Here is a 25,464-nt window from a genome sequence, read left to right as displayed (position 1 = left end):
TGCATCTTGCATATCGGCACGAAGCTAGATAACCGGCACGACGTTCGCTGCGCCAATCGCTTGATCCAGCGCATCTACTATCCGCGCCTCACCGATTAAGGGCGATCGCGATCGCCATCGCCGGTGCCAAGCGCTTCCTTCACCCCTCGATTGGCTGTATCCAGCGCGTCAAGCACCTCACTGACGAACCGCAGTGTGACGTCGTCCAGACTGGAGTCCTTGGCGACCTGCGCCATCGTTGCCGCCCGAATACTCAGGTCGACGAAGGCCCGCTGGTAGACGTCTAGGGCCATGAGTAATTGCTCGGTCCGAAAAGGGCTGTAGTCGTCGGTCATCATTTCCTCCACAACAGCACAGGCACGGCCTCCACACCTTTATTATCCGCCGCATCAGCACATCTTCAGCCGCTGGTTACCCGCGATACACGATTGCGGTGTTCAGGGCATCAACGATCCGCCGAACTAGCGCGTCGTCGTCAGCGGAAGAGCGACCAAATAGCGGCCCAGATGGATGCGCGGACGGCGGTCTTCACGGCCATATCGCCCATCCCTTGACGATTGGATGGTCGAGCGGTGCCGTGCGCGCGGGACTCGACCACGCCTAGTCGTCGCTTCAGCCCTTCGGGATCGGCGGAGTATTCATCGAAAATCTTGTCGCGCTCTTCCTCGACCTGTGCAAGGAATCGCTTGCCGTCCGACGGCGACATAGCTGCGGCGCGTTTAGCGTTCTTCTGCTCGAACCGCTTGATCACTTCCGCGCCCATTTCTTTCGATCCGCTCGCTGCGAAAGAGAGAAACTGGCGCCAGTTCTCTTCGACCATCTGGCGGATCTCGCTGTTTGTTTCGACCGCAGTATTATTGTTGTCTATCGTTTGCATCTCTGGCCCCGCTCCTCGCAGTTACGTATCAATCCGGCCTCCATGCCGATGGCTTAGCGATCCATCCGACGTAGTGCATCTTCTCAATCTCATCATCAGCAAATGCGATGGTTCCGTGAGTCTCGTTGACCGACATGAGGTGGACGCGTCCGGACCGGCGGTACATGAACTCTTTCACCATCACGCGACCATCTCTGGATTTAACCAGCACCTCATCGCCTGGTTCAATCTCGCGGTTTGGCTCCACGACGACGAACTCACCATCCTTAATGCGCGGGCGCATTGAGTCACCTTTGCAGCGCAGCGCGTATGCGTCCTTGTCCTTGCTGGGGACATCAACGAAGCCGTCGCCGTGACCGACGGGATACTCCACGTCGGCCCAAAATCCGTTATCTCCGAGCTGGGCCATTCCTACTACCGGTACGCCCCGCCAGCCAGTGACAGGGATGGGTTCATATGCGTCGTTGTATCGAACTGCGGTCGTGCGCGACCCCTTGCCCAGCATGAGCCACACGGAGTTAATGCCGAATGCCTCTTGAAGGGCGACGGCTTGATCAACGCCGATTTGCTGAGTCTTTCCCGACAACCACGCGGCGACCTCCTCGTCGGTCGTTCCGGCAGCCGCCGAAACCTTGGAGATGTTTCCTCCCGCTTCGTCGATGATGGACTTGATCCTATCAGCCAGCCCGGACGCGCCCATTGCCGGAATAGAAGGGTTTTTCCCTGCTTTATCGCCGGTTGACGCGAGCCATTCGACGGTCACGCCGAGGGCCGCCGCGATTCTCGGCAATGCGGTAGAGCTCTTGTTTCGCCCGCTTTCAAGGTGGCCGATCGTGCCTTGGCTGACGCCTGCCTTAGCCGCAAGATCTTGCTGCGACCAGTTGAGCTTCGTCCGTGCCTCGATTAGGCGTTTTCCAATATTACTCATGTATTGGATTGTGCCCGATGAGTCAACTACGTTGGTATTGACATACAAATACATATGTATTAATCTGTCGTTGTTATCACACGAATTGGGGCAAGCAAATGGACGCGCGACAGCTCGTCGTTTCGATCAGAAAGCGAGGGCTTTCCCAAGAGGAAATCGCTGACCGCTGCGGTTTGTCGCAAGGCGCGATCAGCCACATCGAAACAGGCCGCCGCAAAGACGTTCGGGCCACCACCAAGGACAGCCTCGTGAAGTTGCATGCCGAGTTGGCAGAAGCTGAGACGGGGGTGTCGGCATGACGGAAACCCCGATCAGCGCGGCAGAGCAGAAAGAAGTGCGCGCGATGCTGTTGGAACTCATCGCAAAAGGTTTTCCGGATGTTGCGCTCGACGAGGCGCGAAAGAAAGCGGTCCTGCAGTTCCGCCGACTGAAAGCGGATTCAGCAGGACCAGCCAAAGCAACGAGGTAAGCGGCGCGCGTCCTTCTTCTGCTGTTTTGAGCGTGGGGCTCACACAGTCTGATTGAGGACTACTAATCGCGCCGAGGTCTCTCAGGCACTTGCCGTTTGTCATTTTTGTATTACCCCGTTTTCTGTGTCGTTTTTGCTTGTGATGCCACTTTAACCGGGTCTACCCCTAGTAAAAACGTCTGTCTGGAGCAGCAATTGAACATCTCTGATGCCGCATACGCAGTTGCACACGACTACCCCGGTGGTTGCGAATCGCTCGCACCGCGTGTCGGCATGTCGGCGAACATCCTGCGCAACAAGGTCAACCCGAACAACACCACGCATCACCTGACGCTTGCTGAAGCGGTGCGCATGTCCCAGATCACCGGTGATGCACGTATCGCAGAAGCAATCGCGAACGAGCTCGGCTTCTCGCTCGTTGCGACGCCCCGTGTCGAGGACTGCAACGACGCTGCGATCGTCGAGTTGATGGGTGAGGCCTGGAGCACGCACGGCGACGTCGGCAAAGAGATCTGCAAGACGCTCCAAGACGGCCGCGTCGAGGCGAAGGAAGTCGATCGCGTCGAGCAGCGCATCTACAAGCACGCTCAGGTGCTCTTCAACATCTCCGCGCGTCTGCGCGGTATGGCGGAGTGATCGACATGTCCGCACCCATTCCTTTCTCTGTTGCCGCGTTCGATCTCCTCGACGCCAAGACTCCCATGAAAGCATCCCAGACCCAGATCGACGCCTATCACAACATGTCGTCGAAGCAGATCAGCGCCAAGCAGCAGATGGTTCTCGATGTGTTCGACGGAGACAAGAGCGTGACGCTGACCCGCGAGGAAATTTCGTCCCGCACGAACCTGAAGTTGTCGAGCGTATGCGGCCGCGTTCACGAGCTTGTGCAGGCTGGCAACCTCGCGGTGCGCGGCTCGGTGAAGTGCGTTGCTACTGGCAACCGTCAGCAACTGATCGGTCTTCCGATCGTGGGGAACTGAGATGGCAGCCCAAGATACCGCGCGGCTCGCTCGCATCAACGAACTCTGCCACCGGATGACGATGTCCGACGCCCGCGACGTCCGTGTTTGGCTGTGTGCCGAACTGAAGCGCGAGATCGGGTCGTTGCTGCCGGTCGCGTGCCTCGAAGTTCAAGGCGAGCGCGTCAGTGTCGGGGGTGTCGCGTGAGCCAGAAGAACATGCCTTGGTTTCGTATGTACACCGACTTCCTGAACGATCCGAAGATGATCTCGCTGGCGTTCGAGGATCAGCGCCACTTCATCGGCGTGCTTGCTTTGAAAGGTGAAGGCACGCTCGACAACGACTGCACGCCAGAACTCCTGACCCGCATCGTCGCTCAGCGCCTATGGATCGACCACGCAGTCATCGGCGAGGTAAAGCGGCGCCTGGTGGCTGCCGGTTTGATCGATGAGAACTGGCAGCCGCTGGCGTGGGAAAAGCGCCAAATGCGCTCCGATTCGAGCACCGAACGCGTACGCGCACACCGGGAAAAGGCGAAACGAACCGGTAACGGTGCTGAAACGTTGCAGGAACGTTCCAGTAACGCCCTAGAGGAGAGGAGAGGAGAAGAGATAAGAGGAGAAGAGATGGATACCAACACTGACGTGTTGGTTGTCGCCAGCGATGCTGACGACCAGTCCGAGCAGCGCTCGAAGACTGCCAAGCCTGCATGCCCGCATCAGGAAATCATCGCCCTGTATCACGAGGTTTTGCCCGCCAGCCCGATGATCCGCGATTGGACTGCTGCGCGAGCTGAGCACCTCCGCTGCCGTTGGAACGAAGACCAGAAGCGCCAGAGCCTCGAGTGGTGGAAGCGCTTCTTCACCTACATCGCGAAATCGGAGTTCCTGACGGGCCGCGCGACGTCCGGTGGCCGCAAGCCCTTCACGCCGGGCCTGGACTGGATTTGCAAGGCAGAGAACTTCGCGAAGATCCGCGAAGGCCGTTTCCATGACGCGGAGGCCGCATGAGCGCCAACGACATTCAACGGGCCATCCCGCACAGCATCGAGCACGAGCAGAGCGTCATCGGCGCGCTGCTGATCGACAACGACGCAATCGATCGCATGGGCGATCTGCGCGCCGAGCACTTCTACCGCGGCGACCACCGAGCCATCTTCGTGCAGATCGTGAAGATGATCGAGTCGGGCATCGGCGCCGACGTGATCACGGTCTACGAGCGGCTGAACGCCGAAGGGCGTGCGGCAGACGTCGGCGGCCTGACGTACCTGAACGACTTGGCTCAGTCGACGCCGAGCTCGGCGAACATCGCGCGCTATGCCGAGATCGTCCGTGACCGCGCTCAGAAGCGCGGTCTGCTGTCGGTTGCTGCCGAGATTCAAAATTCCGTCGGCGCGACGCCTGACAGCGCTGGTGTGCTGATTGACCGTGCGTCGACGAAGCTCGAGGCGCTCGGCGAGGCGACGATCAAGCGCGAGCCGAAGTTGGCCGCTCAGGGGCTGATGGATCACATCAGCGCACTGGAACGCCGCTCCACCGGCTCGGACCGCGTCATCTCGACGGGTCTGGCCGACATAGACCGTCAGCTGAACGGCGGATTGCGGCCGGGCTGGCTGGTCATCCTTGCCGCTCGGCCGGGCATGGGTAAGACGGCACTGGCGCTGAACATCGCTACGCACGTCGCCGCGGAGCACAGCGCGCTGTTTCTGTCGATGGAAATGCCCGAGTCTGAGATCCATGACCGCAACATCGCGTCGCTCGGCCGCGTGTCGCTCGACACGGTGATGCGGGCACCGGAAGACGACAACGAGTTCTGGAACCGTGTCACAGCCGCGACGATGAAGATCAAAGATCTGAATCTCTACATCGACGACCAGGCGGCGCTGCGCATGCTGGACGTGCGCTCGAAGGCGCGGCTCGTGAAGCGCAAGGCCGGGCTGGACGTGATCGTCGTCGACTATCTGCAGCTGATGACCGGCGACGGTGCGAATCGCAACGCGGAAATCGAAGGTATCTCTCGCGGCCTGAAGGCGCTCGCGAAGGAACTGAATGTCGCGATCATCGCGCTCGCGCAGCTCAACCGTAAGGTCGAGGAGCGCAGCAACCGCCAGCCGATGCTCTCGGATCTGCGCGACTCCGGATCGATCGAGCAGGACGCCGACGCGGTGTTGTTCATCCACCGCGAGGAGATCTCGAATCCGGACTGCGAGGAGCAATGGCGCGGCTTTGCGCAACTGCGCGTCGCTAAGTTCCGGCACGGCCGCACTGGTGATGTCGCGCTGACGTATCGCGGCGAGTACATGACGTTCGAGAACCACGCCGGCGCATGGCCGACGGCATCGATCAGCAAGCCGTCGCGCAGCAGGGGGTTCGAATGAACTCCTGCCGCACCTGTAAGCACGCAAACGAGAAGCCGGGCCACGAGCGCATGCATCGCCTCGGCTTCCGCAACTGCAAGCACCTGCACGAGAGCCATTACGTGTCGAGCGCGGCGACGTGCCGCTTCTCGCCGGTTCGATGGAGCGCCAAAGCATGACGAAGCGCTCCGCCCCTTGGCCGCTGTACGTCCCGGAAGGCACGAAGAACGTCGGCACCGCGCGCGTGCGCGAGGGCGGCGTCCCGGCGATGACGACCGCGCAGCGGCGCATCTACGAAAAGACTGGCGTCCCGCCCCAGACCGCCGCGCTCGACGATCCGCTCGATCCGTTCGCTGGGCCGGCGGTCATCACTGGCAAAGCGAAGAAGCCCACGAAGTACCGCAACACGAAGTGCGAGGCCGACGGAATCAAGTTCGACAGCCTGCGCGAGCGCGCACGGTGGTTCGAGCTGATCCAGCAGCAGGCGCGCGGCGAGATCGCGAAGTTGGAATTGCAGGTGCCGTTCGTCCTAGCTGAGCCCGTCGTGATCGGCGGCCGGAAGCGTCCGGCGCTGCGCTACGTCGCTGACTTCGTCTATGAGCGCGCCGGCGAACGAGTCATCGAGGACGTGAAGGGCCGAATCACAGAGGGATACCGCATCAAGCGCCATCTGATGGCCGCGCGGGGACTGACGATTGTGGAGATCAAATGAGCAAGAACAAAAAGCCGCGCAAGGCATACCGGCCGCGCGCTATCAACCCGACCATCGGCATTGACGTGCTCGAGCGTCGCACCCCTATGGACATCACCCAGACGACGGATCTCGGCATCGCCTATCACGTCGCACTAGACGAAATGCTGAAAGGGCGCGGCACCGAGGAGCACTGGTCGACGGTGACGTGCGCGCTGAACATCACGCTAGTGCTCACCGAGCGGGGCTTCGGCGCGGGTCTGATGGACGTCGTCAAGAGCGCGTTGCAGGGTGCGGTGCGCGCCCGCGACCGCGCGCGCACCTTCGGCAAGTGGGGCTTCGACGGCGACGCGATGAACTACATCCGGATGTCGTTGGAACTGCATGACGAACAGATGCGCGTGGTGACGAAGCGCGTCGTGCTTGATGCGCTCGCCGAAGTCCATCGCCGAATCGATGCAGGCACGTGCTTTAAGGAGGCCGCGTAAGCGGCGGGAGATCGACTATGCGATGCATTGAAAACTACGCCCGCCAAGACCTGACCAAGCGGGCAAGGCCGAAGCGGACCCACAAGATCATGCCGCTGAGCCAGCGGCTAGTGCTGGAGTCCCTGCGCCGGCGCCGAGAAGCATCTGTCGCTGCGGTCGCCGATGAACTCGAGAAGTCGCGTGACGTCACGAAACACGTTTTCACGACGCTCATCAATCAAGGCTACGTCGTGCAGACGCGCCAGATGGTCATAACGGCGGGCCATGGGCGCGAACCGGCTATGTACAAGTGGACTGGCAAAGCGTTTCCGCCTTCAGCCGAAATCGCGCCCCGCGCAGCCGCCGACGAGTGCGTGTTGGCCCCTCATATCGCCGCGCTCGTCGCTGGCATCAACGCCATGTGCTTAGTTGGGAGGGCTGCAGCATGAAACTGTATATCGCAGGTCCGATGTCGGGCTATGCCGAACTGAACTTCCCGGCCTTCCATGCCGAAGCGGCGCGTCTGCGCGCACTCGGTTACGAGATCGTGAACCCGGCAGAAATAGATGTTGGCCCGAATCCAGACTGGTTGACGTGCATGCGCGCAGACATCCGCGAACTCGTGACGTGCGACGGCATTGCACTGCTGCCTGGCTGGGATCAGTCGCGCGGCGCGACCGTCGAGCACGCGCTCGCGCGAGGACTCGGCCTGCGCGTGTACCAGGCGCGCCACATCGTTGGCCTCGCCGGCGACATGCCGGTCATCTCGCAAGACGCCGTCGTCGAGCTGCTCGACCAAGCGGAGGCCGCGTGAAGCGATCGGCACCGCTCGCACGCAAGACGCCGATGAAGCGGTCAGCTTGGCCGCTGGCCGATCGCGCGACGACGCTGCGTCGAACGACGATGAAGCGTCGCGTGAAGAAGCCGACCGTCGCCGAAGGGTCGAAGTACTTGGACGCGTGCCGCGGCGAGCAGTGCTTTCTGCGCGTGCCGGGCGTCTGTGTCGGCGCGGAGACGGTCGTGCCGGCGCACAGCAATCAAGCACGCCACGGAAAGGGCGCAGGCCTCAAAGCGAAACACGAGTTCACGGTGCCGGGCTGCATGGCGTGCCACTCGTGGATCGATCAAGGAAAGGCTCCGCGTGCGGAGAAATTCGAAACGTGGGATCGCGCGTATGAGGCGTGGCAGCCCGTGCGCGCCGCAAAGATGGGTTTGAAAGAGGAAGACGAATGCGATGCCTGATCTACATTCCCAGCACCACTCACTGGCGCACGCCGCGCTCTCGCAGCGGCCGTCGCTATGCGCCCGAGAGAGTGACGTCGGACTTCCTGATCGAAACGACCGTGTACCGAGTTGCACTGCCGAAGATTCAAAACCGGCTCCTGCCGTATGTCTTGGTCGATGCATGGATCCCGGAAGACAACCGCAAGGGGATACCGATTCTGGATCCCGCCTGGATCGAGCCGGGCATTTACCGCACGCGCGCTCTGATCAAACACAACGCAAAGACATTGGCGCCGTTCCTCGCGAGCGGCTTGGAAGAAATGGACGTGAGCAAGGAGGCCGCATGATTCCCGACAACTTCGACGCGATGTATTACGCGCTCGGCATCAAGCGCCGCGATTGGACGAAGCCTTCGGAGCAGAAGTGAGCGCATACGCCTACATCGAGACAACCGACGTCCCGCGACCGCTGATAGATAACGCAGCGCGGCGCGTTGAAGAGGGCGGCAAGCTGATCGCATTCATCGGCTGCCCGCTGACCGGCATTGAGCAGGACGACGGCGAGATCCGGTTTCCGTTCCCGCGCGCGCCGGAGATCCGCGACCAACTCATCAGTTGGCTTTGCCACTGGAGTCTTTCCTTTCGGGTGGAGATGTGATGGCGCGCCCGCTCGGCGCTTATCGCGATCCGCTGGAGGCGGCGATCGCAAAGCAGAGTCGGTCGTGTCACGCATGCCGCCATGAAGAGCAGATTTCAATTGCAGGAACGACGCGCATGGCCTGCGCGCTCGACAAGAAACACGGAAAGCGCTGCGGCGCGTACTCGGAGAAAAAGCCCATGACGCTCGACGAAAGCAACCAGATCGAAGAACTGCTCACCGGTTGGTATGCGTGGCAGGCCAGCTACATGCCCAACCTCGGCGCTGGCCGCGTTGACCCGTCGTGCCGCGGCTTTGCAGAAAACGATCGTTACCTGGACATCGACGAGCGCACCGAAGCAGCCGAACGCCGCGCGCGCGCCAAGCAGGCAGAGCAGATCGACCTGTGCGTCGACACTCTCACGTGGCAGCAGCGTGCATCAATCCAGTGTCACATGCGGAACAAGGTTGCTGGCGTCAAAGTGTGGCGCAACGCCCGCCTAGATGTTGAGCAGATGCACGTGCTGTATCAGGAGGCGAAATTCGCGTTACTTCCGTTGCTGAGGCGGCGGGGTATGATCAAGGTTCCTGACAATGCGCTAGCGTGACGAGATAACTTAGATGCCTCAACAACCAGAAAATCAAAAAAGGCCGGGGTACTTCGAGGCTTTGCCTGATGAACCCAGGCAGTGGCTGCAGGCTATGCTGAGCGACACGCTCATCGCCATGTTGGAGGGCTCGTTGAACATGGGCCTCGAGCTTCTTCGTCATCTTGCAATCGTCAACGGCGCTGGTTTGGCTGGAGTGACTGCGCTCTTCGGTTCACTTGATACAGCCCTACGTCCGGCGGCTATTTCTGCTGCTGCGTGGTTCATGATCGGATTGACGCTCGCGCTCTTTACGATGCTGTTCGCATATATTTCAAGCACGTTGGCAGTCGGAAAGATGTCCCGCACAATAGGCTTCTGGGTGTCCAACGCTCAACCATTTGACAAAAAACAACTCGGGTTCGCAAAATGGCTGGCGATACCGAATTGGGTCACCGGGGCCATCTCCATAGGCTGCTTCGTCGTAGGCGCGCTACGGCTTGCATCTGCCGTGAAATTTCTCTTGTAAACCAATCTGCGATTTGCTATCTTGACTAGGTCGGGCCCAAGTGGCCTGCAGAAAGCCTGCTAGGTGAAAGCCTCGCAGGCTTTTTGTTTTCGAGCACGACTTGACCTAGACTCTTGTCTTTTTCGACGAGAGGCGAAGAATGGTCACTGAAGCAATCCAAGCACGTCGGCAACTTCGCAACGCGCAACAGATAAACGATTGGATGCAGAACCTCGTTGATCTGCTGAAGAGCGATGCGGCCGACCAACAGTTCCACGCTTACGGCCTCACTCGGAAGTCAGCGCCGGGAGGGCATGCCTCAGAGCTATGTATTGAGGCTCACCTTAGACCATTAGTAACCGTACGCGATCATGTGTTCCATCCGGGAACCGCAGCTCGGACGCTATATGGCAGAGTGCGACTGTTTGACGTGGTAGACGGCAAGCCGACCGGTGAATGCTATCTGTCTATCATCGTCCGACACGACGGCTTCATCTCATTTGATGGGACAACAGACGTGCAAACGCCTCTCGACCCAGTGCATGGTTTCAAAGAGGACATTATCACTGGCTTTGCTAGCGCAGCGCTTATCGCTGTCCAAGGCAGGCTCGCCGAGATTCATTGATGCCCGTCCGACCAATGCGCCCCTGCAAGCATCGGGCGTGCGGCGCTCTCGTGCCTGGTGGAAAGTCGTATTGCGAGCAGCATGCAGGCGAGGATGTGAAGTGGAAGCCTGATGCGGTGCGCGGTAATCGCCACGCGCGCGGATACGGCAATGCATGGGTCAAGCGTCGCGAGCGGATCCTGTTGCGCGATTGCGGCCTGTGTCAGGTCTGTCGTCGAGCAGGCCGCGTCACGGTCGCGACAGAGGTCGATCACATCGTGCCCAAGGCCCAAGGCGGCACCGATGACGACGACAACCTGCAGTCGATCTGTAAGCCGTGCCACGCCACGAAGACGGGCAGCGAGCGGCGATGACGACGGTAGGGGTGTAGGAAAAGTCCAGCCGGAACCGGCTTGGGACCGACCGTTCCGTCGAATTATCACGACCGCGAAATATGAAAATCGATTTTCCGCCCGCGTCGCGTGACCGCGCGTAGAAATTACAACGGCGAACCGCCGAAAATGGTTGCAAACGGAGAGGAAAATGGCCGGAGTTAAAGGCCGCTCCGGGCGCCGCGCCAAGCCCACGGCCAAAAAGGAACTGGCCGGCAATCCGGGCAAGCGGGCGTTAAATAAAGACGAGCCGGATTATGGGCAAGTCACGAATATCGAGTGCCCTGCGTGGATCGCCGGGTACGCCGCAGAGATGTGGGAGCGCGTCGCGCCTTCGCTCTGTAAGCACAAGATCGTGCAGGTCACGGATCTGCACAACCTCGAACTCTTCTGTGAAGCGTACGGGCGACACCGGCTCGCGAGCGAGGATCTTCGCAATAACGGCCTTGTCGTGTTGAGCGCGCAGGGCGCGCCGATGAAAAACCCGGCCGCGACGATCCAAAACGAGGCTGCGCGGCAGATGGCGACGTTCGGCGCGCTGCTCGGCCTGGACCCGTCGAGCCGTCAGAACATGGTGGGCGGCGGCAACAAGAAGCCCGACAACCCATTCGGCGCGCTGCTCGGCAGCTAAATCACGATGGCAACAACGTATCCGCGCGTGGAGCAAGGGCTCCAGTTCGCGCGCGACGTCGTGCGCGGCAAGCGCCCGGCGGGTCGCCTCGTCGTGCTCGCATGTCAGCGGCATCTCGACGACCTCGCGGCGAGCAGGAAGAAGGATTTCAAGTGGAAGTTCGACGCTGCGACGGCTGAGAAGAAGCTAGCGCTAATCGAGCTGATGCCGCACACGAAGGGCGAATGGGCGTTCAAACGCCAGCTCGTCACGCTTGAGCCATGGCAGAAATTCGGCCTGATGTGCACGTTCGGCTGGCTGAACAAGCGCACCGGGAAGCGGCGATTCCGCGAAAGCTACTGGGAAGTGCCGCGGAAGAACGGCAAATCAGTCATCGCGGCCGGAGTCGGCATCGGCATGTTCGTGCTCGACGACGAGTTCGGCGCCGAAGTTTATGCGGGCGCGACGACGGAAAAGCAGGCGTGGGAAGTTTTTAGGCCCGCGCGGCTGATGGTGAAGCGCTCGCCGTTGCTCATCGAGGCCGCGGGCATCGAGGTGAACGCCTCGAACATGAACAAGCCGGAGGACGGCAGCCGCTTCGAGCCGTTGATCGGCAACCCCGGTGACGGTGCGTCGCCATCCTGCGCGATCGTCGACGAGTATCACGAGCACGACAGCTCGGCGCTTTACGAAACGATGCTGACCGGCATGGGCGCGCGGCGGCAACCGCTGATGTTCATCATCACGACGGCCGGCGCGAATATCGAAGGGCCGTGCTACGACAAGCGGCGCCAGACGATCGAAATGCTCGAGGGCACGGTGCCCGATGACGAGCTTTTCGGCTGGATCTGGACGATCGACGATGGCGACGACTGGACAGACCCGCGCGTGCTGGCGAAAGCCAACCCGAATATCGGCATTTCGGTCTATCAGGACTATCTGGAAAGCCAACAGCAGCGCGCGATCAAGTCCGCGCGCTTCACGAACACGTTCAAAACGAAGCATCTGAACGTGTGGACGTCGGCGAAAGCTGGCTATTTCAACCTCGAAGACTGGAAGAACTGCGAGGACGCGACGCTCACGCTCGAGCGCTTCGAGGGGCAGGACTGCATCCTGTCGCTCGACTTGGCGCGGAAGCTCGACTTAAACAGCATGGCGCGGCTCTTCTGGCGCGACATCGACGGCCGGCGGCACTACTACAGCGTCGCGCCGCGCTTCTGGGTGCCGGAAGAGACGGTTAAGAACACCGAGAACCGCCGCATGGCCGAGCGGTATCAGAAGTGGGTGAACACGGGCCATCTGTTCGAGACGGCGGGTGCGGAAATCGACTATCGCGACATCCAGCACGAAGCGGTTTTGTCGAATCACATTTGTCCCGTGCAGTGCGTGCCAATGGACCCGCACGGCGCGACGAATCTCGCGCACCAGCTCGAAGACGAAGGCCTGACGCCGGTAACCATCATCCAGAACTACACGAACATGTCCGATCCGATGAAGGAACTGGAGGCCGCTATCACGTCGGGCCGGTTCCATCACGACGGCAATCCGATCATGACCTGGTGCGTGAGCAACGTGGTCGGAAAGAACCTGCCGGGCAACGACGACGTCGTGCGCCCGATCAAGCAGGGCAACGACAACAAGATTGACGGCGCAGTGGCGCTAATTATGGCTATAGGCCGCGCCATGCTTGAAGGTCAGGAAGGTTCAATTAGCGATTTTCTATCGAGTCCGATCATCGTATGAAAGAGAGCAAGCAAAAGTCGCCGGGGCGCATCAAGGCGAGCGTCCTGAAGTGGCTTGGCGTGCCCATTTCACTGACCGATGGGAGCTTCTGGGCAGCCTTCAGCGGTGCGCAGTCATCTAGCGGCGAAGCCGTGACGGTCGATTCTGCCCTGCAACTGTCGGCGGCATGGGCATGTGTTCGCCTGATCGCCGAGACGATCGCGACATTGCCGTTGAACCTGTACGCGAAAGCAACCGATGGCACTCGCACAGTCGCGACGAATCATCCGCTATACGGACTTCTGCACAACCAGCCGAACGCCGATAACACCGCTGTGGAGTTTTGGGAGGTGATTGTCGCGTCGATGCTGCTAAGAGGTAACGGGTACGCGCGGAAGATGCGAGCAGGCGGTCGGATCATCGGTCTTGATCTGATGCTTCCGAGCCGCACGGACGTTAAGCGACTCAGCACCGGCCAGCTGCAATACACGTACTCGGAAGTTGACGGGACCAGCACCGTTCTGACCGAGGACGACGTGCTTCACTTTCGGGGATTCAGCCTCAATGGATGGATGGGCTTGTCGGTGATCGCGTACGCGGCTGAGATCTTCGGTAACGCGACTGCGGCCAATAAGACGAGCAGCAGCGTGTTTCGAAATGGCCTGCGGCCGTCCGGCGTGCTTTCGACTGAGCAGATTCTGCCTAAAGACAAGCGCACTGAGATTCGCACGGACCTTACCGAGCAGTTCGGCGGGGCGATGCAGGCCGGAAAGACGATGGTGCTCGAGGCAGGAATGAAGTACCAGGCGATCACGATGAACCCAGGCGACGTTCAGTTGCTTGAGACGAAGGCCTTCAACGTCGAAGAGATCTGCCGGTGGTTCCGAGTGCCTCCCTTTATGGTCGGGCACAGCGAGAAATCGACTAGCTGGGGAACCGGAATTGAGCAGCAAATGATCGGGTTCCTTACCTTTTCGCTGCGTCCGTGGCTGACCCGCATCGAACAAACCATCAAGAAGGGCTGTTTAAGCCCTGCCGAGCGGCTGACGTACTACGCAGAGTTCGCCGTCGAAGGGCTTCTGCGTGCTGACAGCGCGGGGCGCGCGGCCTTCTATTCGCAAATGGTCAACAACGGCATCTACACGCGCGATGAGTGCCGCGTGATGGAAAACAAGGCGAAGAAAGGCGGAAACGCAGACGTTCTGACTGTCCAGTCGGCGCTTCTGCCGATCGATAAGCTCGGCGAGCAGTCGGACGCCGCGACCGCGCAAGACGCACTCAAGAATTGGCTCAGCCAGGAGCAGAAATGAATCGCAAGAGCGGAAAGGGCGGCTATAAGGTCCGCGCATTCGATCTCAACGTCAAATCGGTCGACGACTCGGGCCACTTCTCCGGTTACGGCTCGGTTTTCGGCAACGTCGACAGCTACGGCGAGATCGTCGCGCCCGGCGCGTTCGAAAAGAGCCTCGCACAACTGAAGGCGAGCGGCCGCGCGCTCCCGATTCTCTGGCAGCACAACACGAATACGCCGATCGGTTCCTGGTCGGGCCTGAAAGAGGACGATTACGGCCTCTTCGGCGACGGTGAGCTGTGGCTCGACGATGCCCCGAACGCGAAGATCGCGTACCGCGGTATGAAGGCGAAGGCTATCACCGGCCTGTCGATCGGCTACTACGTCATCAACTCTAGCTACAACGAGAAAACCGGTGAGCGCACGCTCAACGAACTCGACCTTGTCGAAATCAGCATCGTCACGAATCCGGCGAACCCCGAAGCGCGCATCGAGGCCGTCAAATCGGTCATCGCGCACGGCGGTATCCCGTCCCTTTCCGAGTTCGAGCGGTTCCTGCGCGAGGCAGGCTTCTCGAAATCGCAGGCAGCGGTCATCGCTAACCGCGGCTTGAAGCACCTGCTCCGGAGTGAGTCCGGGGACGACAGCGAAACCCCGGCCTTGTCGAGTCTCCTCGACGCATACAAGGCACCTCAACTCCCGTCCTTTAAGTAAGGAAAATCATGCAAAAAATCGAATATCCGCGCGATTTCGCACGTAAGAACGCCGGCGGCGCCGACGACAAGCTCGAAATCAAGGGTCTGGTCGACTCCCTGAAGGAGCGCGACTCGGAAATCAAGTCGTGGTGCGAGAAAGCCGCGAACGAGATTAAGGAGACCGGCAAGGTCGCGGGCGAAACGAAATCCGCGCTCGAGAAGTTGTCGGAAGAAGGCATTAAGGCGAATGCGCGCATCCTCGAGCTGGAGCAAAAGCTCGCGCGTCGCGGCGGCGGCGAAGACAACGTCGTCAAGTCGATCGGCGAGATGATGACCGAGTCGGACGACTTCAAGGCATTCGCGCAAAAGGGTCGCGGCACTGCCCGTCTGAATATCAAGGCCGTTTCGAACATCACGAGCGCGACCAGCGGTCAAGGCGGCGTCGGTGTCGCGATCGCTCCGGATCGTCTCGCGGGCGTGCAGGGACCGGCGCTTCGTCAGTTCGTCGTGCGTGACCTCATCATGCCGGGCCGCACCGGTTCGAACGCGATCGAGTACGTGCAAGAGAGCGGCTTCACGAACTCTGCGGCACCGGTTGCAGAAGGTACGCAGAAGCCGCAATCCGACCTGTCGTTCGAGCTCAAGACGACGACCGTCAAGACGCTCGCTCACTGGTTCCGTGCATCGAAGCAGGTCCTCGCCGACGTGCCGCTGCTTCAGAGCTACATCAACGGTCGCGCGATCTACGGCCTGAAGTACGTCGAAGAGGCGCAGCTCCTGTCGGGCGATGGCACCGGTCAGAACATCCTCGGCTTGATCCCGCAAGCCACCGCGTTCAACGACGCGCGTCGCAAGACCGGCGACACGCCGATCGACACGCTGCGCCACGCAATCCTTCAGGTTCGCCTCGCCGAATATCGCGCGACGGGCATCGTGCTCAACCCTGTCGACTGGGAAGCTATGGAGCTTCAGAAGGACACGACCGGCCAGTACATCTGGGTGAACGTCCAGGACGGGGGCCAGCAACGCATGTGGCGTCTGCCGGTGGTCGACTCGACCGCGATCGCCGAGGGCGAGTTCCTCGTCGGTGCGTTCGACATGGCGGCGCAGGTCTTCGACCGTGAAGACGCCGCCGTCGAAGTGTCGACAGAAGACGCTGACAACTTCACCAAGAACATGGTGACGATCCGCGCCGAGGAGCGTCTGGCGATGGCTGTCTATCGTCCCGAATCGTTCGTGCACGGCACCTTCGCCGCGGCGTAATCGGAGTTGCGCGGGGCGCGCGCGGCGCGCTCCGCCCTCAATCTCGGGAGGCTGACATGAAAGTGAAGGCAGAGAAGGCGTTCGAAGGCCAAGAAGGCTACGTAAAACGCGGCGATGTCATCGAGGTGTCGGAGATGCGCGCGCGGGAACTCAAGCGCGTGGGGCTGGTTTCCGAAGTCAGTGAGAAGGCAGCCGCCGCGCCGAGCAATAAAAAGGCGCCGGAAGCCGAGAACAAGGCAAAGGCAGCGAAGTAAATGGCCGATCAGACGCCCATCATCGCTACCGCGCAAGCGCTCGCGCATCTGCGCGTGGACGCGGGCGTTGAGGACGACATCATTGCGCTCTATATCAGCGCGGCGATCCAGTCCGCATCCGACTATCTCGACCGCAAGATCTACGCAACACCCGATGACATGGCAGCCGCAGTTCTCGACGGCACCGCTGGCGACGATCCGATCGTCATCAATGACGCGGTGCGCGCAGCAATCTTGCTCATTCTCGGTCGGTTGTACGCGAACCGAGAGGACACGGTTGTCGGCGCGTCGGTTGCGGAGTTGCCCGCTGGCTCGAAGCAGTTGCTGTTTCCGTACCGCGCTGGGCTCGGCGTATGACACTGCGCGCGGGCGACCTCAACCGGCGCGTGCGTATCGAGCGCAACGGCGGCGGCATCGACGATCTCGGGCAGCAGGTCGACGGCTGGACAGAGGTCGCTACCGTCTGGGGCAACGTGCGCATGCTCAGCGGCAAGGAAACCGTCCAGGCGAACGCCGACGTCGGCAGTGCGACGGCGAGCATCCGCATTCGGTATCGCACGGACATCACGAACGGCATGCGCGCGATCGTCGATGGCGTGATTTTCAACATCCTGCAGCCGCTTCCGAACGTCGCCGCTCGCGACTACACGGACCTGGCATGCAGCACCGGCTCGAACAATGGCTAGCGCGGAATCGATTACATACGGCGCGCTGAAGACGCTCGCCGGTGGCCGCGTTTATCCGGACGTCGCGCCTGCGAGCCCGGTTAAGCCATACATCGTCTATCAGAGCGTCGGCGGGACGGACGAAACGACGTTCGACGGCGCCGACACGCTGCAAAACAGCCGCATGCAGGTTTCGGTCTGGTCCAACAGTCGGAGCGAAGCGGCAAGCATCATCAAACAGGTTCGTGCTGCGCTGACTGCCGAACCTGTGCAAGGCGTGCCGATTGGCGCGCCGGTGAGCGTCTACGAAGACGACACGAAGCTTTACGGCAGTCAGCAGGATTTCTCAATCTGGTATCAGGAGTGAACCCATGACCAGCACCGCAATTTCGTCGCAAGGCACGAAGATCTCGAAGAACACCGGCACGACGCAGACGCCGGTGTGGACCGCAGTCAAGAACGTTTCCAATCTCAACGGTTTCTCGGGCTCCGCGAGCGACATCGACGTCACCGACTTCGACAGCACCGCGAAGGAGTACCGCCAAGGGCTGCAGGACTGGGACACGGTGTCGTTCGACATCAACGTCAACATGAAGGAAGCCAGTCACGCGGCTCTGCTCGCTGACAAGCGTTCCGGCGTGGTATCGCAGTACCAGGTGCTCTTGAGCGATGGCACGACCATCGAATTCGAAGGCTACGTGAAGTCGTTCCCGATCACCGCTGGCGTCGATGCTGTCGTGAAGGGCACCGTTGCGATCAAGATCTCCGGCGACATCGATGTCACGCCGGCGGCGGCTTAAGGAGCGTCCGTCCATGCTGACGAAAGAGCAACTCCTCGCTCTGGCACAACCGCCAATCGAGACCGTCAACGTCGAAGGCCTCGGCGAAATCCGCGTCAAAGTAATGGACGGCTTCGCGCGCGACGCGCTGCAGAAGACGCTGCAGGAGCAGGGCACCAGCGACAGCGTCTATTTCTCTGCTGTGATCGTCGCCACGGTCGTTGACGACAAGGGCGAGCCGATGTTCACGACCGCCGATCTCGACACTCTGCGCGGCATGAGCGCCGAAACCGTTCGTCGGATCGGCCTTGCGTGCACGAAGGTCAACGCACTTGGCGCGACGCAAACGCAGGAAGCTGAAAAAAACTCCGACGCCATCCGGAACGGATCTTCTGGCACCGCCTAGCGCTCGCGCTCGGAATGTCAGTCGCGCGAGCTCAACGCGAGATAACCAGCGTTGAGTTCGCTGACTGGATGGCCTTCTACAACATCGAGCCGTTCGGCGATCGCATAGCGGACATCCGCATGGGGATGCTGGCGGCGACCACCGCGAACATCCACCGCGACCCGAAGACCAAGGCGTTCGAGCCGGCGGACTTCATGCCGTGGGTGAAGCAGCCGAAGAAGGAAGTTTTGTTCGACGATCCCAAGGATCAGGCGCGCTTCGTCGCTCTCGCGATGTTCGGAATCGACCTTTCGCAAGCGAAGGGCAAGAAGTTCAAGGTCAAGCGGAACCGGAATGACTAAAAAGATCGAGGTCGTCAACCCGACGGCGCTTACCGACTATCTCGATCGGCTCGGCACCATCGCCAGCGAGGAAGTCCTTCGGCAGGCGGCCGTCGCCGGCGCGCGCCTGATCCATGCAGAAGTGCGGATGCGCGCGCCGATTGGCACCGCATACGAGCGCAAGGGAACGCAGCATGTGCCCGGCACGCTGAAGCGGTCGATTTTGATTGCGTATGACAAAGAAGAATCAATCGAAGGCCACCTCGCCATCTACCTGGTGACGTGGTCGAAGGACGCCTTCTATGGCCGGTTCGTCGAGTTCGGAACGTCGCACGCCGCGGCGAAGCCGTTCCTGCGGCCGGCATTCGAAGCGAAGAAGCGGGCGGCGGCAGACGCCGTCATCGAAGTGATCCAGAAGAAGGCTAAGGAGGCCGGGCGTGGCGAATGAAACCGTCGTTAAGGTAGGAGCCGATGCATCCGGCTATACCGCCGAGCTTGAGAAGGCGCGCAAGTCGGCCAACGCGTTCATCAACACCCAGGCCGACATGGCCAAGCGCACGGCGCTCGCGCAGGATGCGATCGCCGAGGCAGCCGCGAGCGGCTCGGACGCGAGCGCGCGTGCAGTCAAGTCATTCACCGACGCGTTGCTGAAGAATGCGTCGACGGCGGGGAAGTCTCGCGCCGAGATTCTGGCCATGCGCGCCGCGAATCTCGGCCTGTCGGATTCGGTGAAGCCATACATCGACCAGATCGCCAAGGCGTCGGAGCATACGCATAGCTTCAGCCTTGAGTCTTCGGCGGCGAAGCGCGAGCTGCTGGTGCTCGGACACGAGCTGTCGCAGGGCAACTACAAGCAGTTCGCCGGCTCGCTGCTCGTGATGGCGGAGGCGACCGGGGCGTTCAACATGCTGCTGAATCCGGTCGTGCTCGGCGTCGGGGCATTCGTCGGCGTGCTCGCGATTGCGGCTCACTCGACGTTCGCCGCGCGGGAAGAACTCGCCACCTACGGTGAAACGGTCGAGAAGATTTCGAAGCAGACGGGGCTTTCGACCGACGATGTGCAGAAATTCGGCTTCGCGGCTAAGACTGTTGGTGTCGAGACGAAAGATGCAGCCGACGCGCTTGCTGACCTGACCAAAGCGCAGAACGAGGCGCAGCACGGAAACAAGGATGCGGCCGCCGCATTTTCGGCGGTCGGCATCAGCCTGAAGACGCTCAAAACTGCTTCACCCGAAGACCTGCTCGCGCGGGTCGCCGACGCGTTCGCGAAGAGCGCAGACGGCGCGGGTAAAGCCGCGGTGGCGAACGAGCTGTTCGGAACGTCGGGCAAGAACCTTATTCCGCTGCTCGACCAGGGTTCGGCGCGGCTCGCGCAACTCGGCGTGACCGCGACGGAAGTCGGTGCGGTGCTTTCCAGCAAGACGATCGCGCAGCTGTCCGCGCTGCAAGAGCAGCTAGAGCTGTCTCACGCCAAGATGGAGGCGCTCACGCTTTCGGCGAAGACCGCGCTGCTGCCGACGATCATTAACTTGACCGACGCGCTTGCCGACAACGTTGCGCTGAAGCCGCTGCTGAACGACTTCTATTCGGGCGTCGCCTTGATCATGAAGAGCGCGGCAACTGCCGTCGCGACGCTCGTGATCGGCTTCGAACAGACTGCCGAAGTCGTGGCAACGCTTGCAACGGTCGTCGGGTACGGCCTGACGGGACAGTTCAAGCTGGCATCGGCGGCGGCCCAGGTCGGCTTCGACAACTTGAAGAAGCAGGGGCAGGGCTACGCCGACTTCATGTCGCGGCTGTGGGGCAATACGGTGCCAGGTGGCGAAAGCCATGGCGCGACGCCGACGGGGCAGATCAATTTCTCCAAAGGCGACAACGCGCCGAAGGTCTATCAGGAAAGTCACGCTGACTCGCTGATGGACCAGGCCAAGGCGGCGCAGGCGTCGCTCGAAGCTTCCCTCAGCGGGCAGGAGAAGCTGACCGGATGGGCGGCGAAGGAAGTAGAACTTCGGGCTGAAATCGACGGCTACGCTGGCAAGACGTTGACGAAGGCGCAGCAAAGTGTGCTCGCGCACCAGAACGAACTGCTGGCGCAATACAGTCTTAACGCGTCGCTGGAAAAGCAACTCGACCTGCGCACTCGTGAGTCGAAGCTGAATCAGGAAGCGTACGAGACAAACCTAAAGATTGCCGACCAGAACGAAGCGATCGCCGCGCAGCACAAGATCCAGCTCGACACGATGAGCCTCGGAACGAAAGAGCGGCAACGTCAAGTCGAGTTGCTGAACATCGAGACCGAGCGGCAGAAGGAACTGGCCGAGTGGCAGAAAAAGGCGGTCGATGCGCGGCTCGACGGAACTGCGCAAGACACCGAGGAGCGCGGATCGATCAATAAGCGCTACGACGCGCGCCGCGACGAGACGACGAACTTCTTCGCGCAGACCGACGTGGCGAACAAAGATTGGGTGGCTGGCGCGAAGGGCGGCTTGCAGGACATCATCGACAAGACGAACGACCTTGCCTCCACGGCCAACAATACGGCGCAAAACGCCATCGCCAACTTGGGCGACGCTATCACCAACTTCGTCGTCGACGGGAAGCTGTCATTCGGCGATTTTGTGAAGAGCATCGTTTCCGGCTTCGTAAAGATCGAGGCGGAATCGCTGATCGCCAAGGCGGCGCTCAGCGCCTTCAACTTCTTCGGCGGTGGCGATGCGGCGGTGGGCGTTGCGAAGGCAGCGGGCGGCCTCATCACAGGGCCGGGCACGGGCACCAGCGACAGCATTCCGGCGAGACTGAGCAATGGCGAGTTCGTGTTGACCGCCGATGCAGTCCAGCGGATCGGCGTCTCGAACCTGTACGCGATGAACAACGGCGCGGCGGTGCATAACGTCGCGCGGTTCGCATCGGGCGGCTACGTCGGTGCCGCGTCGTCGGTCGCGCCGGCCGGCACCGGCGGCGACATCAACGTCTCAGCGCCGGTGACGGTGCAGGGCGGCAGCGACGCTGGCTCGAATGCGTCGGGCGCGGCAGAAATGCAGAAGAAGATCACGGCAGCAATCAAGGCGGTGATCAATAACGAGCGACGTCAGGGCGGAGCGCTCTGGAAGATGCAGAACGGGGTGGCGTAATGGCAGACACGTTCACCTGGGCCCCTACGGTCTCTAACTCGTCGGGCAGCACGACGCTGAAGGTCCGCAAGGCGCAGTTCGGCGATGGCTATGCGCAGCGCGTGGCCGATGGCTTGAACAGCGCGGCGTCTACCTTCAGCCTGCAGTTCGTCGGCGACGCCACGAAGATCAGCGCGATCCTCGCGTTCCTTCGCGCGCACGCCGGCGCAGCCGCTTTCTATTGGACGCCGCTGCTCTGGGCCGCGCCCGCGCTCTTCACCTGCGAATCATTCTCCGAGCCGACGCGTGACGGCGACGTCTACACGATCACGGCAACGTTCGATCAAACTTTCGCACCATAAAACTCGATGGCTACTCTTCAGAAAGTCAACCTCGGCACTCCGCCGACGGCGGTTGACGGCGACACCGTGCGCGTCGCAAACACGAAGGTGAATGCGAACGTCGATGTCCTCAACACGCAGATCGCTCTCGCCAGCGCTGCCGCGACGATCACCAGCGCACAGGCGTTGACGAATGCGCATGTAGGCAAGCGGGTGAACATTAACCTCGCGAGCGCGGGCACGATCAATGTCCCAGCAGCGTCGACGTGCGCGGCGGACCAGGTGATCCACTTGCGGAACGTCGGCACCACGGTTGTTACGCTTGCTATAACGGCTGGCTCTGGAGACTCGGTCGCGGTGTCCCGACTGAACCCAGGGGAATCCGTCTTGATGGATACGGACGGCGTGCATTATTGGGGCGCTCTGATGCGGGGGCGGTCAAACTCGGATAACGAGGTTGTAAACGGGACGCTGTCAGTAACCGGCGCGATTACGGCTACGGGCGGATTCTCAACGCGGCCAAAGTTCGCGGGCGCAACTCCCTGGGATAGCGCGAACCTTGTACAGCCGGTAAAAAGCTCCAACAACGCGGTTACGGTGCAGTGGACGGCGCAAGGGCTGTTCTACGCGATCGATGCCACCGGTATCGGCTATTTCGTGGACAACGCCACCGCAATGTCTATCGGCGGCCAAAAGACCTTCACGGCTACGCCGATATGCTCTGTTGCGGCCTCAGGGACCTACACAGGTGCGAACTTGTGGCTGCAGGGCTTGGGGGCGGGTTACGCGCATCTCGGATTCAGCGGCAACGGAAACTCGGCTGCGGCGCAACTTCGCTCAAATTCTGCGGGCGGATTGGACGCAGTAAACTGGAACGCATCCTCCTATACCTCTTTTACAGCGTCTTCCTTCCCGGTAGGTTCTGACGCGGCCCTTAAGCGGGACGTGGTTTCGCTAACCGGCGTAATGCCCAGGCTTCGGACAAAACGCGGAGCGAGATACCTTCTCAAGTCAGATAACAGCCCCCAAATCGGCGTTATCGCACAGGAGTGGGTAGACGATTTTCCCGAGCTTGTAGAAACAAACGGTCCCGAAATTGACGAGGACGGCGATTTCATCGCGCACCAGTACGACGATGACGGCAACGAGATCTATGGGCCAAATGGTAAGCCCGCATCCCGCCCCGCCCTTACATTCAAGTACGACAACCTCGCGGCGGTACTTCTGCAAGGTCTGTTAGAAACGGACGCGGCCCTGCAATCCGCCCTCGCCCGTATCTCCGCCCTGGAAGCTAAGGCCCCAGCATGATTACGGCCGACATTCAGCAGCTAGAGCCGGGTCGGCTGATCGAGTTGTTTGAGGTCGACTGCACCGCGATCGGTGGCGACTTGCTTCGCTTCCAAGGGCACCTGCAAGCCGCATCGATCTTCTGGCAGGGCAACGAATACAAGCCGTGGCCTATTCAAGCGACCGGCTTCGAGCACACATCCGACGCGCAGCAACCAGAGCCGAAGCTAACGGTCGCGAACGTCGACGGCACGATTTCGGCGCTGTGCGTCTATCTCGCGGACATGGTCGGGGCGAAGGTTCGCCGGCGGCGCACGCTGAGCAAGTATCTCGACGCGGTCAACTTTCCGGGCGGCAATCCGACGGCGGACCCGACCCAAGAGATGGCGACCGAGCTCTGGTACATCGAGCAGAAAAGCAGCGAGACGAACGCGCAGGTGGAGTTCACGCTGTCAAGCGCGCTCGACTTCGGCGGCCAGCAGCTGCCGGCGCGCCAGATCGTGACGATCTGCCAGTGGCAATACCGCGACGCGAATTGCGGCTACACGGGCACCGCTTATTTCGATGCGAACGACCAACCGGTGAGCGATCCCGCGCTCGACCGGTGCAGCAAACGAATCAGCGGCTGCGAATGCCGCTTCGGCGTCAACGAGCCGCTCAGCTTCGGCGGCTTTCTCAGCGACACCCTTTCCTGATGAACGAAGAGACGAAGAAAGCGATCGCGGATCACGCGCTCGCGGCGTACCCGCGCGAGTGCTGCGGGCTGGTCGTCTTGCACGACGGTGCCGAGCGCTATGTGCCGTGCCGCAATGTTGCGGGCGCGCCGGAAGAGCATTTCGTGATGTCGGCGGAGGACTATTCGCTCGCGGAAGACACGGGGCCGATCGTCGCCGTCGTTCACTCGCATCCGGGCGCTCCGGCGCGGCCAAGCATGGCGGACAAGGCGATGGCCGAAAAGAGCGGTGTGGACAAGTGGGTGATCATCTCCCTCGGTATTCAGGGCGATGGCGCCGTCGCTGCCGAAGACTGGTGCGAGTTTGGTCCCAGCGGCTACGTCGCGCCGCTCGTCGGCCGAGAGTGGGCGCACGGCACGCTCGACTGCTACGGCATCGTTCGCGACTGGTATCGCCTCGAGCGCGGCATCGAATTGCCGGATTTCGAGCGCGCTGAGAAGTGGTGGGAAGACGGCCAGTCGAACCTCTACATGGACAACTTCGCCGCGGCCGGCTTCGTCGACGTCGGCCAAGACGCAGAGTTGCAGCCGGGCGACGTGCTGCTAATGCAGATCCGCAGCAAGGTGCCGAATCACGCAGGCATCTATCTGGGTGACAACATCATGCTGCATCACATGTACGGACGCCTGTCGGGTCGGACAGTCTGGGGCGGCATGTGGGCGCACTCGCTGCGCACGGTGCTTCGATACAAGGGGAATGCAGCGTGAGCGACAAGCTTCGAACCATCCGGTTGTATGGGGTGCTCGGCGCACGCTTCGGGCGAGTGCATCGGCTCGCGGTCGTTTCGACGTCGGAGGCGGTGCACGCTCTCGGCGTCCTGCTGCCTGGCTTCCGCAGTTTCATGCTCACCGCGAAGGATAACGGGCTCACGTTCGCGGTGTTCAACGGCCGCCGCAACCTCGCGGAAGACGAACTGCCGCATCCGGTCGGCGATGAAGAGGTCCGCATCGCACCCATTCTCATTGGCAGCAAGAGCGGCGGCCTCTTCCAGACGATCCTCGGCGCCGCCATGGTCGTCGTCGGCGCGGTTGCGAGCGCATACGGTCAGCCGTGGGGCGCTCAACTGATCGGGCTTGGCGCGTCGATGGCGCTGGGCGGCGTCATTCAGATGCTGAGCCCGCAGACGACCGGCCTCGCGAGCACGAGCGGTGACAACGGCACGTCCTATTACTTCAATGGCCCGGTCAACAGCGCCGCACAAGGCGACTGCGTGCCGATCGTCTACGGCCGCATGCGCGTCGGCTCGAAGGTGATCAGCGCGGGCATCTACGCGGAAGATCAGGCCTGA

The 25,464-nt window shown here is 61.3% G+C and carries 41 protein-coding genes; 38 read left to right on the top strand and 3 right to left on the bottom strand.

Translation table 11 applies throughout. The annotated features are described in order from the left end of the window. Nucleotides 1–95: 95 nt before the first annotated feature. From LDZ21_RS08410 to LDZ21_RS08400, 3 genes are all read right to left on the bottom strand, one after another. Nucleotides 96–338, bottom strand: a complete 243-nt coding sequence (locus LDZ21_RS08410; RefSeq protein ID WP_244792716.1) for a hypothetical protein — start codon at nucleotides 336–338, stop codon at nucleotides 96–98. 137 nt (nucleotides 339–475) lie between these two features. Further along, a complete protein-coding gene (locus LDZ21_RS08405; RefSeq protein WP_244792714.1) occupies nucleotides 476–877 on the bottom strand; it encodes a hypothetical protein in 402 nt (133 codons plus the stop codon). 28 nt (nucleotides 878–905) lie between these two features. Next, on the bottom strand, nucleotides 906–1,805 hold the full coding sequence (locus LDZ21_RS08400) for a type II toxin-antitoxin system RelB family anti-toxin (RefSeq protein WP_244792713.1): 900 nt from the start codon (nucleotides 1,803–1,805) through the stop codon (nucleotides 906–908). 98 nt (nucleotides 1,806–1,903) lie between these two features. Between LDZ21_RS08400 and LDZ21_RS08395 the strand changes: the two genes are divergently transcribed. The 38 genes from LDZ21_RS08395 (at nucleotide 1,904) to LDZ21_RS08210 (ending at nucleotide 25,464) form a co-directional block, all read left to right on the top strand. Further along, on the top strand, nucleotides 1,904–2,104 hold the full coding sequence (locus LDZ21_RS08395) for a helix-turn-helix domain-containing protein (RefSeq protein ID WP_244792711.1): 201 nt from the start codon (nucleotides 1,904–1,906) through the stop codon (nucleotides 2,102–2,104). After that, entirely contained in the window at nucleotides 2,101–2,274 is a 174-nt protein-coding gene (locus LDZ21_RS08390) for a hypothetical protein (RefSeq protein ID WP_244792709.1), read from the top strand. The genes LDZ21_RS08395 and LDZ21_RS08390 overlap by 4 nt, the downstream gene beginning before the upstream one ends. A gap of 195 nt (nucleotides 2,275–2,469) precedes the next feature. After that, nucleotides 2,470–2,910 carry a phage regulatory CII family protein gene (locus LDZ21_RS08385; protein ID WP_244792707.1) on the top strand — a complete coding sequence of 147 codons (441 nt, stop codon included), beginning with the start codon at nucleotides 2,470–2,472 and terminating at the stop codon, nucleotides 2,908–2,910. After that, nucleotides 2,907–3,254: a hypothetical protein gene (locus LDZ21_RS08380; protein ID WP_244792705.1), complete on the top strand. Its 348-nt coding sequence runs from the start codon at nucleotides 2,907–2,909 to the stop codon at nucleotides 3,252–3,254. The genes LDZ21_RS08385 and LDZ21_RS08380 overlap by 4 nt, the downstream gene beginning before the upstream one ends. Nucleotide 3,255: 1 nt before the next feature. After that, nucleotides 3,256–3,441 carry a hypothetical protein gene (locus tag LDZ21_RS08375; protein WP_244792703.1) on the top strand — a complete coding sequence of 62 codons (186 nt, stop codon included), beginning with the start codon at nucleotides 3,256–3,258 and terminating at the stop codon, nucleotides 3,439–3,441. Beyond that, nucleotides 3,438–4,244: a hypothetical protein gene (locus tag LDZ21_RS08370; RefSeq protein ID WP_244792701.1), complete on the top strand. Its 807-nt coding sequence runs from the start codon at nucleotides 3,438–3,440 to the stop codon at nucleotides 4,242–4,244. The genes LDZ21_RS08375 and LDZ21_RS08370 overlap by 4 nt, the downstream gene beginning before the upstream one ends. Beyond that, nucleotides 4,241–5,611, top strand: coding sequence for a replicative DNA helicase (dnaB, locus tag LDZ21_RS08365; protein WP_244792699.1), 1,371 nt, complete (start codon nucleotides 4,241–4,243; stop codon nucleotides 5,609–5,611). The genes LDZ21_RS08370 and dnaB overlap by 4 nt, the downstream gene beginning before the upstream one ends. Further along, nucleotides 5,608–5,769: a hypothetical protein gene (locus LDZ21_RS08360; RefSeq protein ID WP_244792697.1), complete on the top strand. Its 162-nt coding sequence runs from the start codon at nucleotides 5,608–5,610 to the stop codon at nucleotides 5,767–5,769. Before dnaB ends, LDZ21_RS08360 begins: the two co-directional genes overlap by 4 nt. Further along, nucleotides 5,766–6,302, top strand: a complete 537-nt coding sequence (locus tag LDZ21_RS08355) for a DUF1064 domain-containing protein (protein WP_244792695.1) — start codon at nucleotides 5,766–5,768, stop codon at nucleotides 6,300–6,302. Before LDZ21_RS08360 ends, LDZ21_RS08355 begins: the two co-directional genes overlap by 4 nt. Further along, nucleotides 6,299–6,769, top strand: a complete 471-nt coding sequence (locus LDZ21_RS08350; RefSeq protein WP_244792693.1) for a hypothetical protein — start codon at nucleotides 6,299–6,301, stop codon at nucleotides 6,767–6,769. Before LDZ21_RS08355 ends, LDZ21_RS08350 begins: the two co-directional genes overlap by 4 nt. Before the next feature lie 17 nt (nucleotides 6,770–6,786). Further along, nucleotides 6,787–7,197: a hypothetical protein gene (locus tag LDZ21_RS08345; RefSeq protein WP_244792691.1), complete on the top strand. Its 411-nt coding sequence runs from the start codon at nucleotides 6,787–6,789 to the stop codon at nucleotides 7,195–7,197. Further along, the gene (locus LDZ21_RS08340) at nucleotides 7,194–7,562 is read left to right on the top strand and encodes a DUF4406 domain-containing protein (RefSeq protein WP_244792689.1); all 369 of its coding nucleotides are present in this window, start codon (nucleotides 7,194–7,196) and stop codon (nucleotides 7,560–7,562) included. The genes LDZ21_RS08345 and LDZ21_RS08340 overlap by 4 nt, the downstream gene beginning before the upstream one ends. After that, entirely contained in the window at nucleotides 7,559–7,990 is a 432-nt protein-coding gene (locus tag LDZ21_RS08335) for a nuclease domain-containing protein (RefSeq protein WP_244792687.1), read from the top strand. Before LDZ21_RS08340 ends, LDZ21_RS08335 begins: the two co-directional genes overlap by 4 nt. After that, nucleotides 7,978–8,319: a hypothetical protein gene (locus LDZ21_RS08330; protein ID WP_244792685.1), complete on the top strand. Its 342-nt coding sequence runs from the start codon at nucleotides 7,978–7,980 to the stop codon at nucleotides 8,317–8,319. The genes LDZ21_RS08335 and LDZ21_RS08330 overlap by 13 nt, the downstream gene beginning before the upstream one ends. A 52-nt stretch (nucleotides 8,320–8,371) precedes the next feature. After that, nucleotides 8,372–8,629, top strand: coding sequence for a hypothetical protein (locus LDZ21_RS08325; RefSeq protein ID WP_244792683.1), 258 nt, complete (start codon nucleotides 8,372–8,374; stop codon nucleotides 8,627–8,629). Next, a complete protein-coding gene (locus LDZ21_RS08320) occupies nucleotides 8,629–9,216 on the top strand; it encodes a hypothetical protein (protein WP_244792681.1) in 588 nt (195 codons plus the stop codon). Before LDZ21_RS08325 ends, LDZ21_RS08320 begins: the two co-directional genes overlap by 1 nt. Before the next feature lie 13 nt (nucleotides 9,217–9,229). Beyond that, the gene (locus LDZ21_RS08315) at nucleotides 9,230–9,724 is read left to right on the top strand and encodes a hypothetical protein (RefSeq protein ID WP_244792680.1); all 495 of its coding nucleotides are present in this window, start codon (nucleotides 9,230–9,232) and stop codon (nucleotides 9,722–9,724) included. A 139-nt stretch (nucleotides 9,725–9,863) separates the two neighbouring features. After that, the gene (locus LDZ21_RS08310) at nucleotides 9,864–10,328 is read left to right on the top strand and encodes a hypothetical protein (protein WP_244792678.1); all 465 of its coding nucleotides are present in this window, start codon (nucleotides 9,864–9,866) and stop codon (nucleotides 10,326–10,328) included. Then, nucleotides 10,328–10,681 carry an HNH endonuclease gene (locus tag LDZ21_RS08305; protein WP_244792676.1) on the top strand — a complete coding sequence of 118 codons (354 nt, stop codon included), beginning with the start codon at nucleotides 10,328–10,330 and terminating at the stop codon, nucleotides 10,679–10,681. Before LDZ21_RS08310 ends, LDZ21_RS08305 begins: the two co-directional genes overlap by 1 nt. A 169-nt stretch (nucleotides 10,682–10,850) precedes the next feature. Further along, nucleotides 10,851–11,330 carry a phage terminase small subunit P27 family gene (locus LDZ21_RS08300; protein ID WP_244792674.1) on the top strand — a complete coding sequence of 160 codons (480 nt, stop codon included), beginning with the start codon at nucleotides 10,851–10,853 and terminating at the stop codon, nucleotides 11,328–11,330. 6 nt (nucleotides 11,331–11,336) lie between these two features. Then, complete coding sequence (locus tag LDZ21_RS08295) at nucleotides 11,337–13,052, top strand: terminase large subunit (protein ID WP_244792672.1); 1,716 nt, start codon at nucleotides 11,337–11,339, stop codon at nucleotides 13,050–13,052. Continuing rightward, the gene (locus LDZ21_RS08290) at nucleotides 13,049–14,341 is read left to right on the top strand and encodes a phage portal protein (RefSeq protein WP_244792670.1); all 1,293 of its coding nucleotides are present in this window, start codon (nucleotides 13,049–13,051) and stop codon (nucleotides 14,339–14,341) included. The genes LDZ21_RS08295 and LDZ21_RS08290 overlap by 4 nt, the downstream gene beginning before the upstream one ends. Continuing rightward, on the top strand, nucleotides 14,338–15,036 hold the full coding sequence (locus tag LDZ21_RS08285; RefSeq protein WP_244792668.1) for an HK97 family phage prohead protease: 699 nt from the start codon (nucleotides 14,338–14,340) through the stop codon (nucleotides 15,034–15,036). The genes LDZ21_RS08290 and LDZ21_RS08285 overlap by 4 nt, the downstream gene beginning before the upstream one ends. 8 nt (nucleotides 15,037–15,044) lie before the next feature. Continuing rightward, on the top strand, nucleotides 15,045–16,280 hold the full coding sequence (locus LDZ21_RS08280) for a phage major capsid protein (RefSeq protein WP_244792666.1): 1,236 nt from the start codon (nucleotides 15,045–15,047) through the stop codon (nucleotides 16,278–16,280). A gap of 56 nt (nucleotides 16,281–16,336) precedes the next feature. Further along, a complete protein-coding gene (locus tag LDZ21_RS08275; protein ID WP_244792664.1) occupies nucleotides 16,337–16,534 on the top strand; it encodes a hypothetical protein in 198 nt (65 codons plus the stop codon). Further along, a complete protein-coding gene (locus LDZ21_RS08270; protein WP_244792662.1) occupies nucleotides 16,535–16,891 on the top strand; it encodes a head-tail connector protein in 357 nt (118 codons plus the stop codon). Further along, nucleotides 16,888–17,220, top strand: coding sequence for a phage head closure protein (locus tag LDZ21_RS08265; protein WP_244792660.1), 333 nt, complete (start codon nucleotides 16,888–16,890; stop codon nucleotides 17,218–17,220). Before LDZ21_RS08270 ends, LDZ21_RS08265 begins: the two co-directional genes overlap by 4 nt. Next, nucleotides 17,213–17,566 carry a DUF3168 domain-containing protein gene (locus tag LDZ21_RS08260; RefSeq protein ID WP_244792658.1) on the top strand — a complete coding sequence of 118 codons (354 nt, stop codon included), beginning with the start codon at nucleotides 17,213–17,215 and terminating at the stop codon, nucleotides 17,564–17,566. Before LDZ21_RS08265 ends, LDZ21_RS08260 begins: the two co-directional genes overlap by 8 nt. 4 nt (nucleotides 17,567–17,570) lie before the next feature. Further along, nucleotides 17,571–17,999 carry a phage tail tube protein gene (locus LDZ21_RS08255; RefSeq protein WP_035964401.1) on the top strand — a complete coding sequence of 143 codons (429 nt, stop codon included), beginning with the start codon at nucleotides 17,571–17,573 and terminating at the stop codon, nucleotides 17,997–17,999. Between the two features lie 13 nt (nucleotides 18,000–18,012). Further along, complete coding sequence (locus tag LDZ21_RS08250) at nucleotides 18,013–18,384, top strand: hypothetical protein (RefSeq protein ID WP_244792656.1); 372 nt, start codon at nucleotides 18,013–18,015, stop codon at nucleotides 18,382–18,384. Nucleotides 18,385–18,398: 14 nt separating this feature from the next. Then, entirely contained in the window at nucleotides 18,399–18,725 is a 327-nt protein-coding gene (locus LDZ21_RS08245) for a phage tail assembly protein T (RefSeq protein WP_081850903.1), read from the top strand. Continuing rightward, a complete protein-coding gene (locus LDZ21_RS08240; protein ID WP_244792654.1) occupies nucleotides 18,718–19,152 on the top strand; it encodes an HK97-gp10 family putative phage morphogenesis protein in 435 nt (144 codons plus the stop codon). Before LDZ21_RS08245 ends, LDZ21_RS08240 begins: the two co-directional genes overlap by 8 nt. Next, on the top strand, nucleotides 19,142–21,835 hold the full coding sequence (locus tag LDZ21_RS08235; RefSeq protein WP_244792652.1) for a phage tail tape measure protein: 2,694 nt from the start codon (nucleotides 19,142–19,144) through the stop codon (nucleotides 21,833–21,835). The genes LDZ21_RS08240 and LDZ21_RS08235 overlap by 11 nt, the downstream gene beginning before the upstream one ends. Beyond that, the gene (locus tag LDZ21_RS08230; RefSeq protein WP_244792650.1) at nucleotides 21,835–22,176 is read left to right on the top strand and encodes a phage tail protein; all 342 of its coding nucleotides are present in this window, start codon (nucleotides 21,835–21,837) and stop codon (nucleotides 22,174–22,176) included. Before LDZ21_RS08235 ends, LDZ21_RS08230 begins: the two co-directional genes overlap by 1 nt. Before the next feature lie 6 nt (nucleotides 22,177–22,182). After that, nucleotides 22,183–23,463 (top strand): tail fiber domain-containing protein, encoded by a 1,281-nt coding sequence (locus tag LDZ21_RS08225; RefSeq protein ID WP_244792648.1) that lies wholly within the window; start codon nucleotides 22,183–22,185, stop codon nucleotides 23,461–23,463. Beyond that, nucleotides 23,460–24,137, top strand: coding sequence for a phage minor tail protein L (locus LDZ21_RS08220; RefSeq protein WP_244792646.1), 678 nt, complete (start codon nucleotides 23,460–23,462; stop codon nucleotides 24,135–24,137). Before LDZ21_RS08225 ends, LDZ21_RS08220 begins: the two co-directional genes overlap by 4 nt. Continuing rightward, nucleotides 24,137–24,883, top strand: a complete 747-nt coding sequence (locus LDZ21_RS08215; protein WP_244792644.1) for a C40 family peptidase — start codon at nucleotides 24,137–24,139, stop codon at nucleotides 24,881–24,883. Before LDZ21_RS08220 ends, LDZ21_RS08215 begins: the two co-directional genes overlap by 1 nt. Then, nucleotides 24,880–25,464 (top strand): tail assembly protein, encoded by a 585-nt coding sequence (locus LDZ21_RS08210; protein WP_244792642.1) that lies wholly within the window; start codon nucleotides 24,880–24,882, stop codon nucleotides 25,462–25,464. Before LDZ21_RS08215 ends, LDZ21_RS08210 begins: the two co-directional genes overlap by 4 nt.

The sequence above is a fragment of the Caballeronia grimmiae genome (assembly GCF_022879615.1).
Classification (GTDB): domain Bacteria; phylum Pseudomonadota; class Gammaproteobacteria; order Burkholderiales; family Burkholderiaceae; genus Caballeronia; species Caballeronia grimmiae.
The sequence above is the reverse complement of the archived record's forward strand: the minus strand, read 5'-3'. Positions and strand labels throughout refer to the sequence as shown.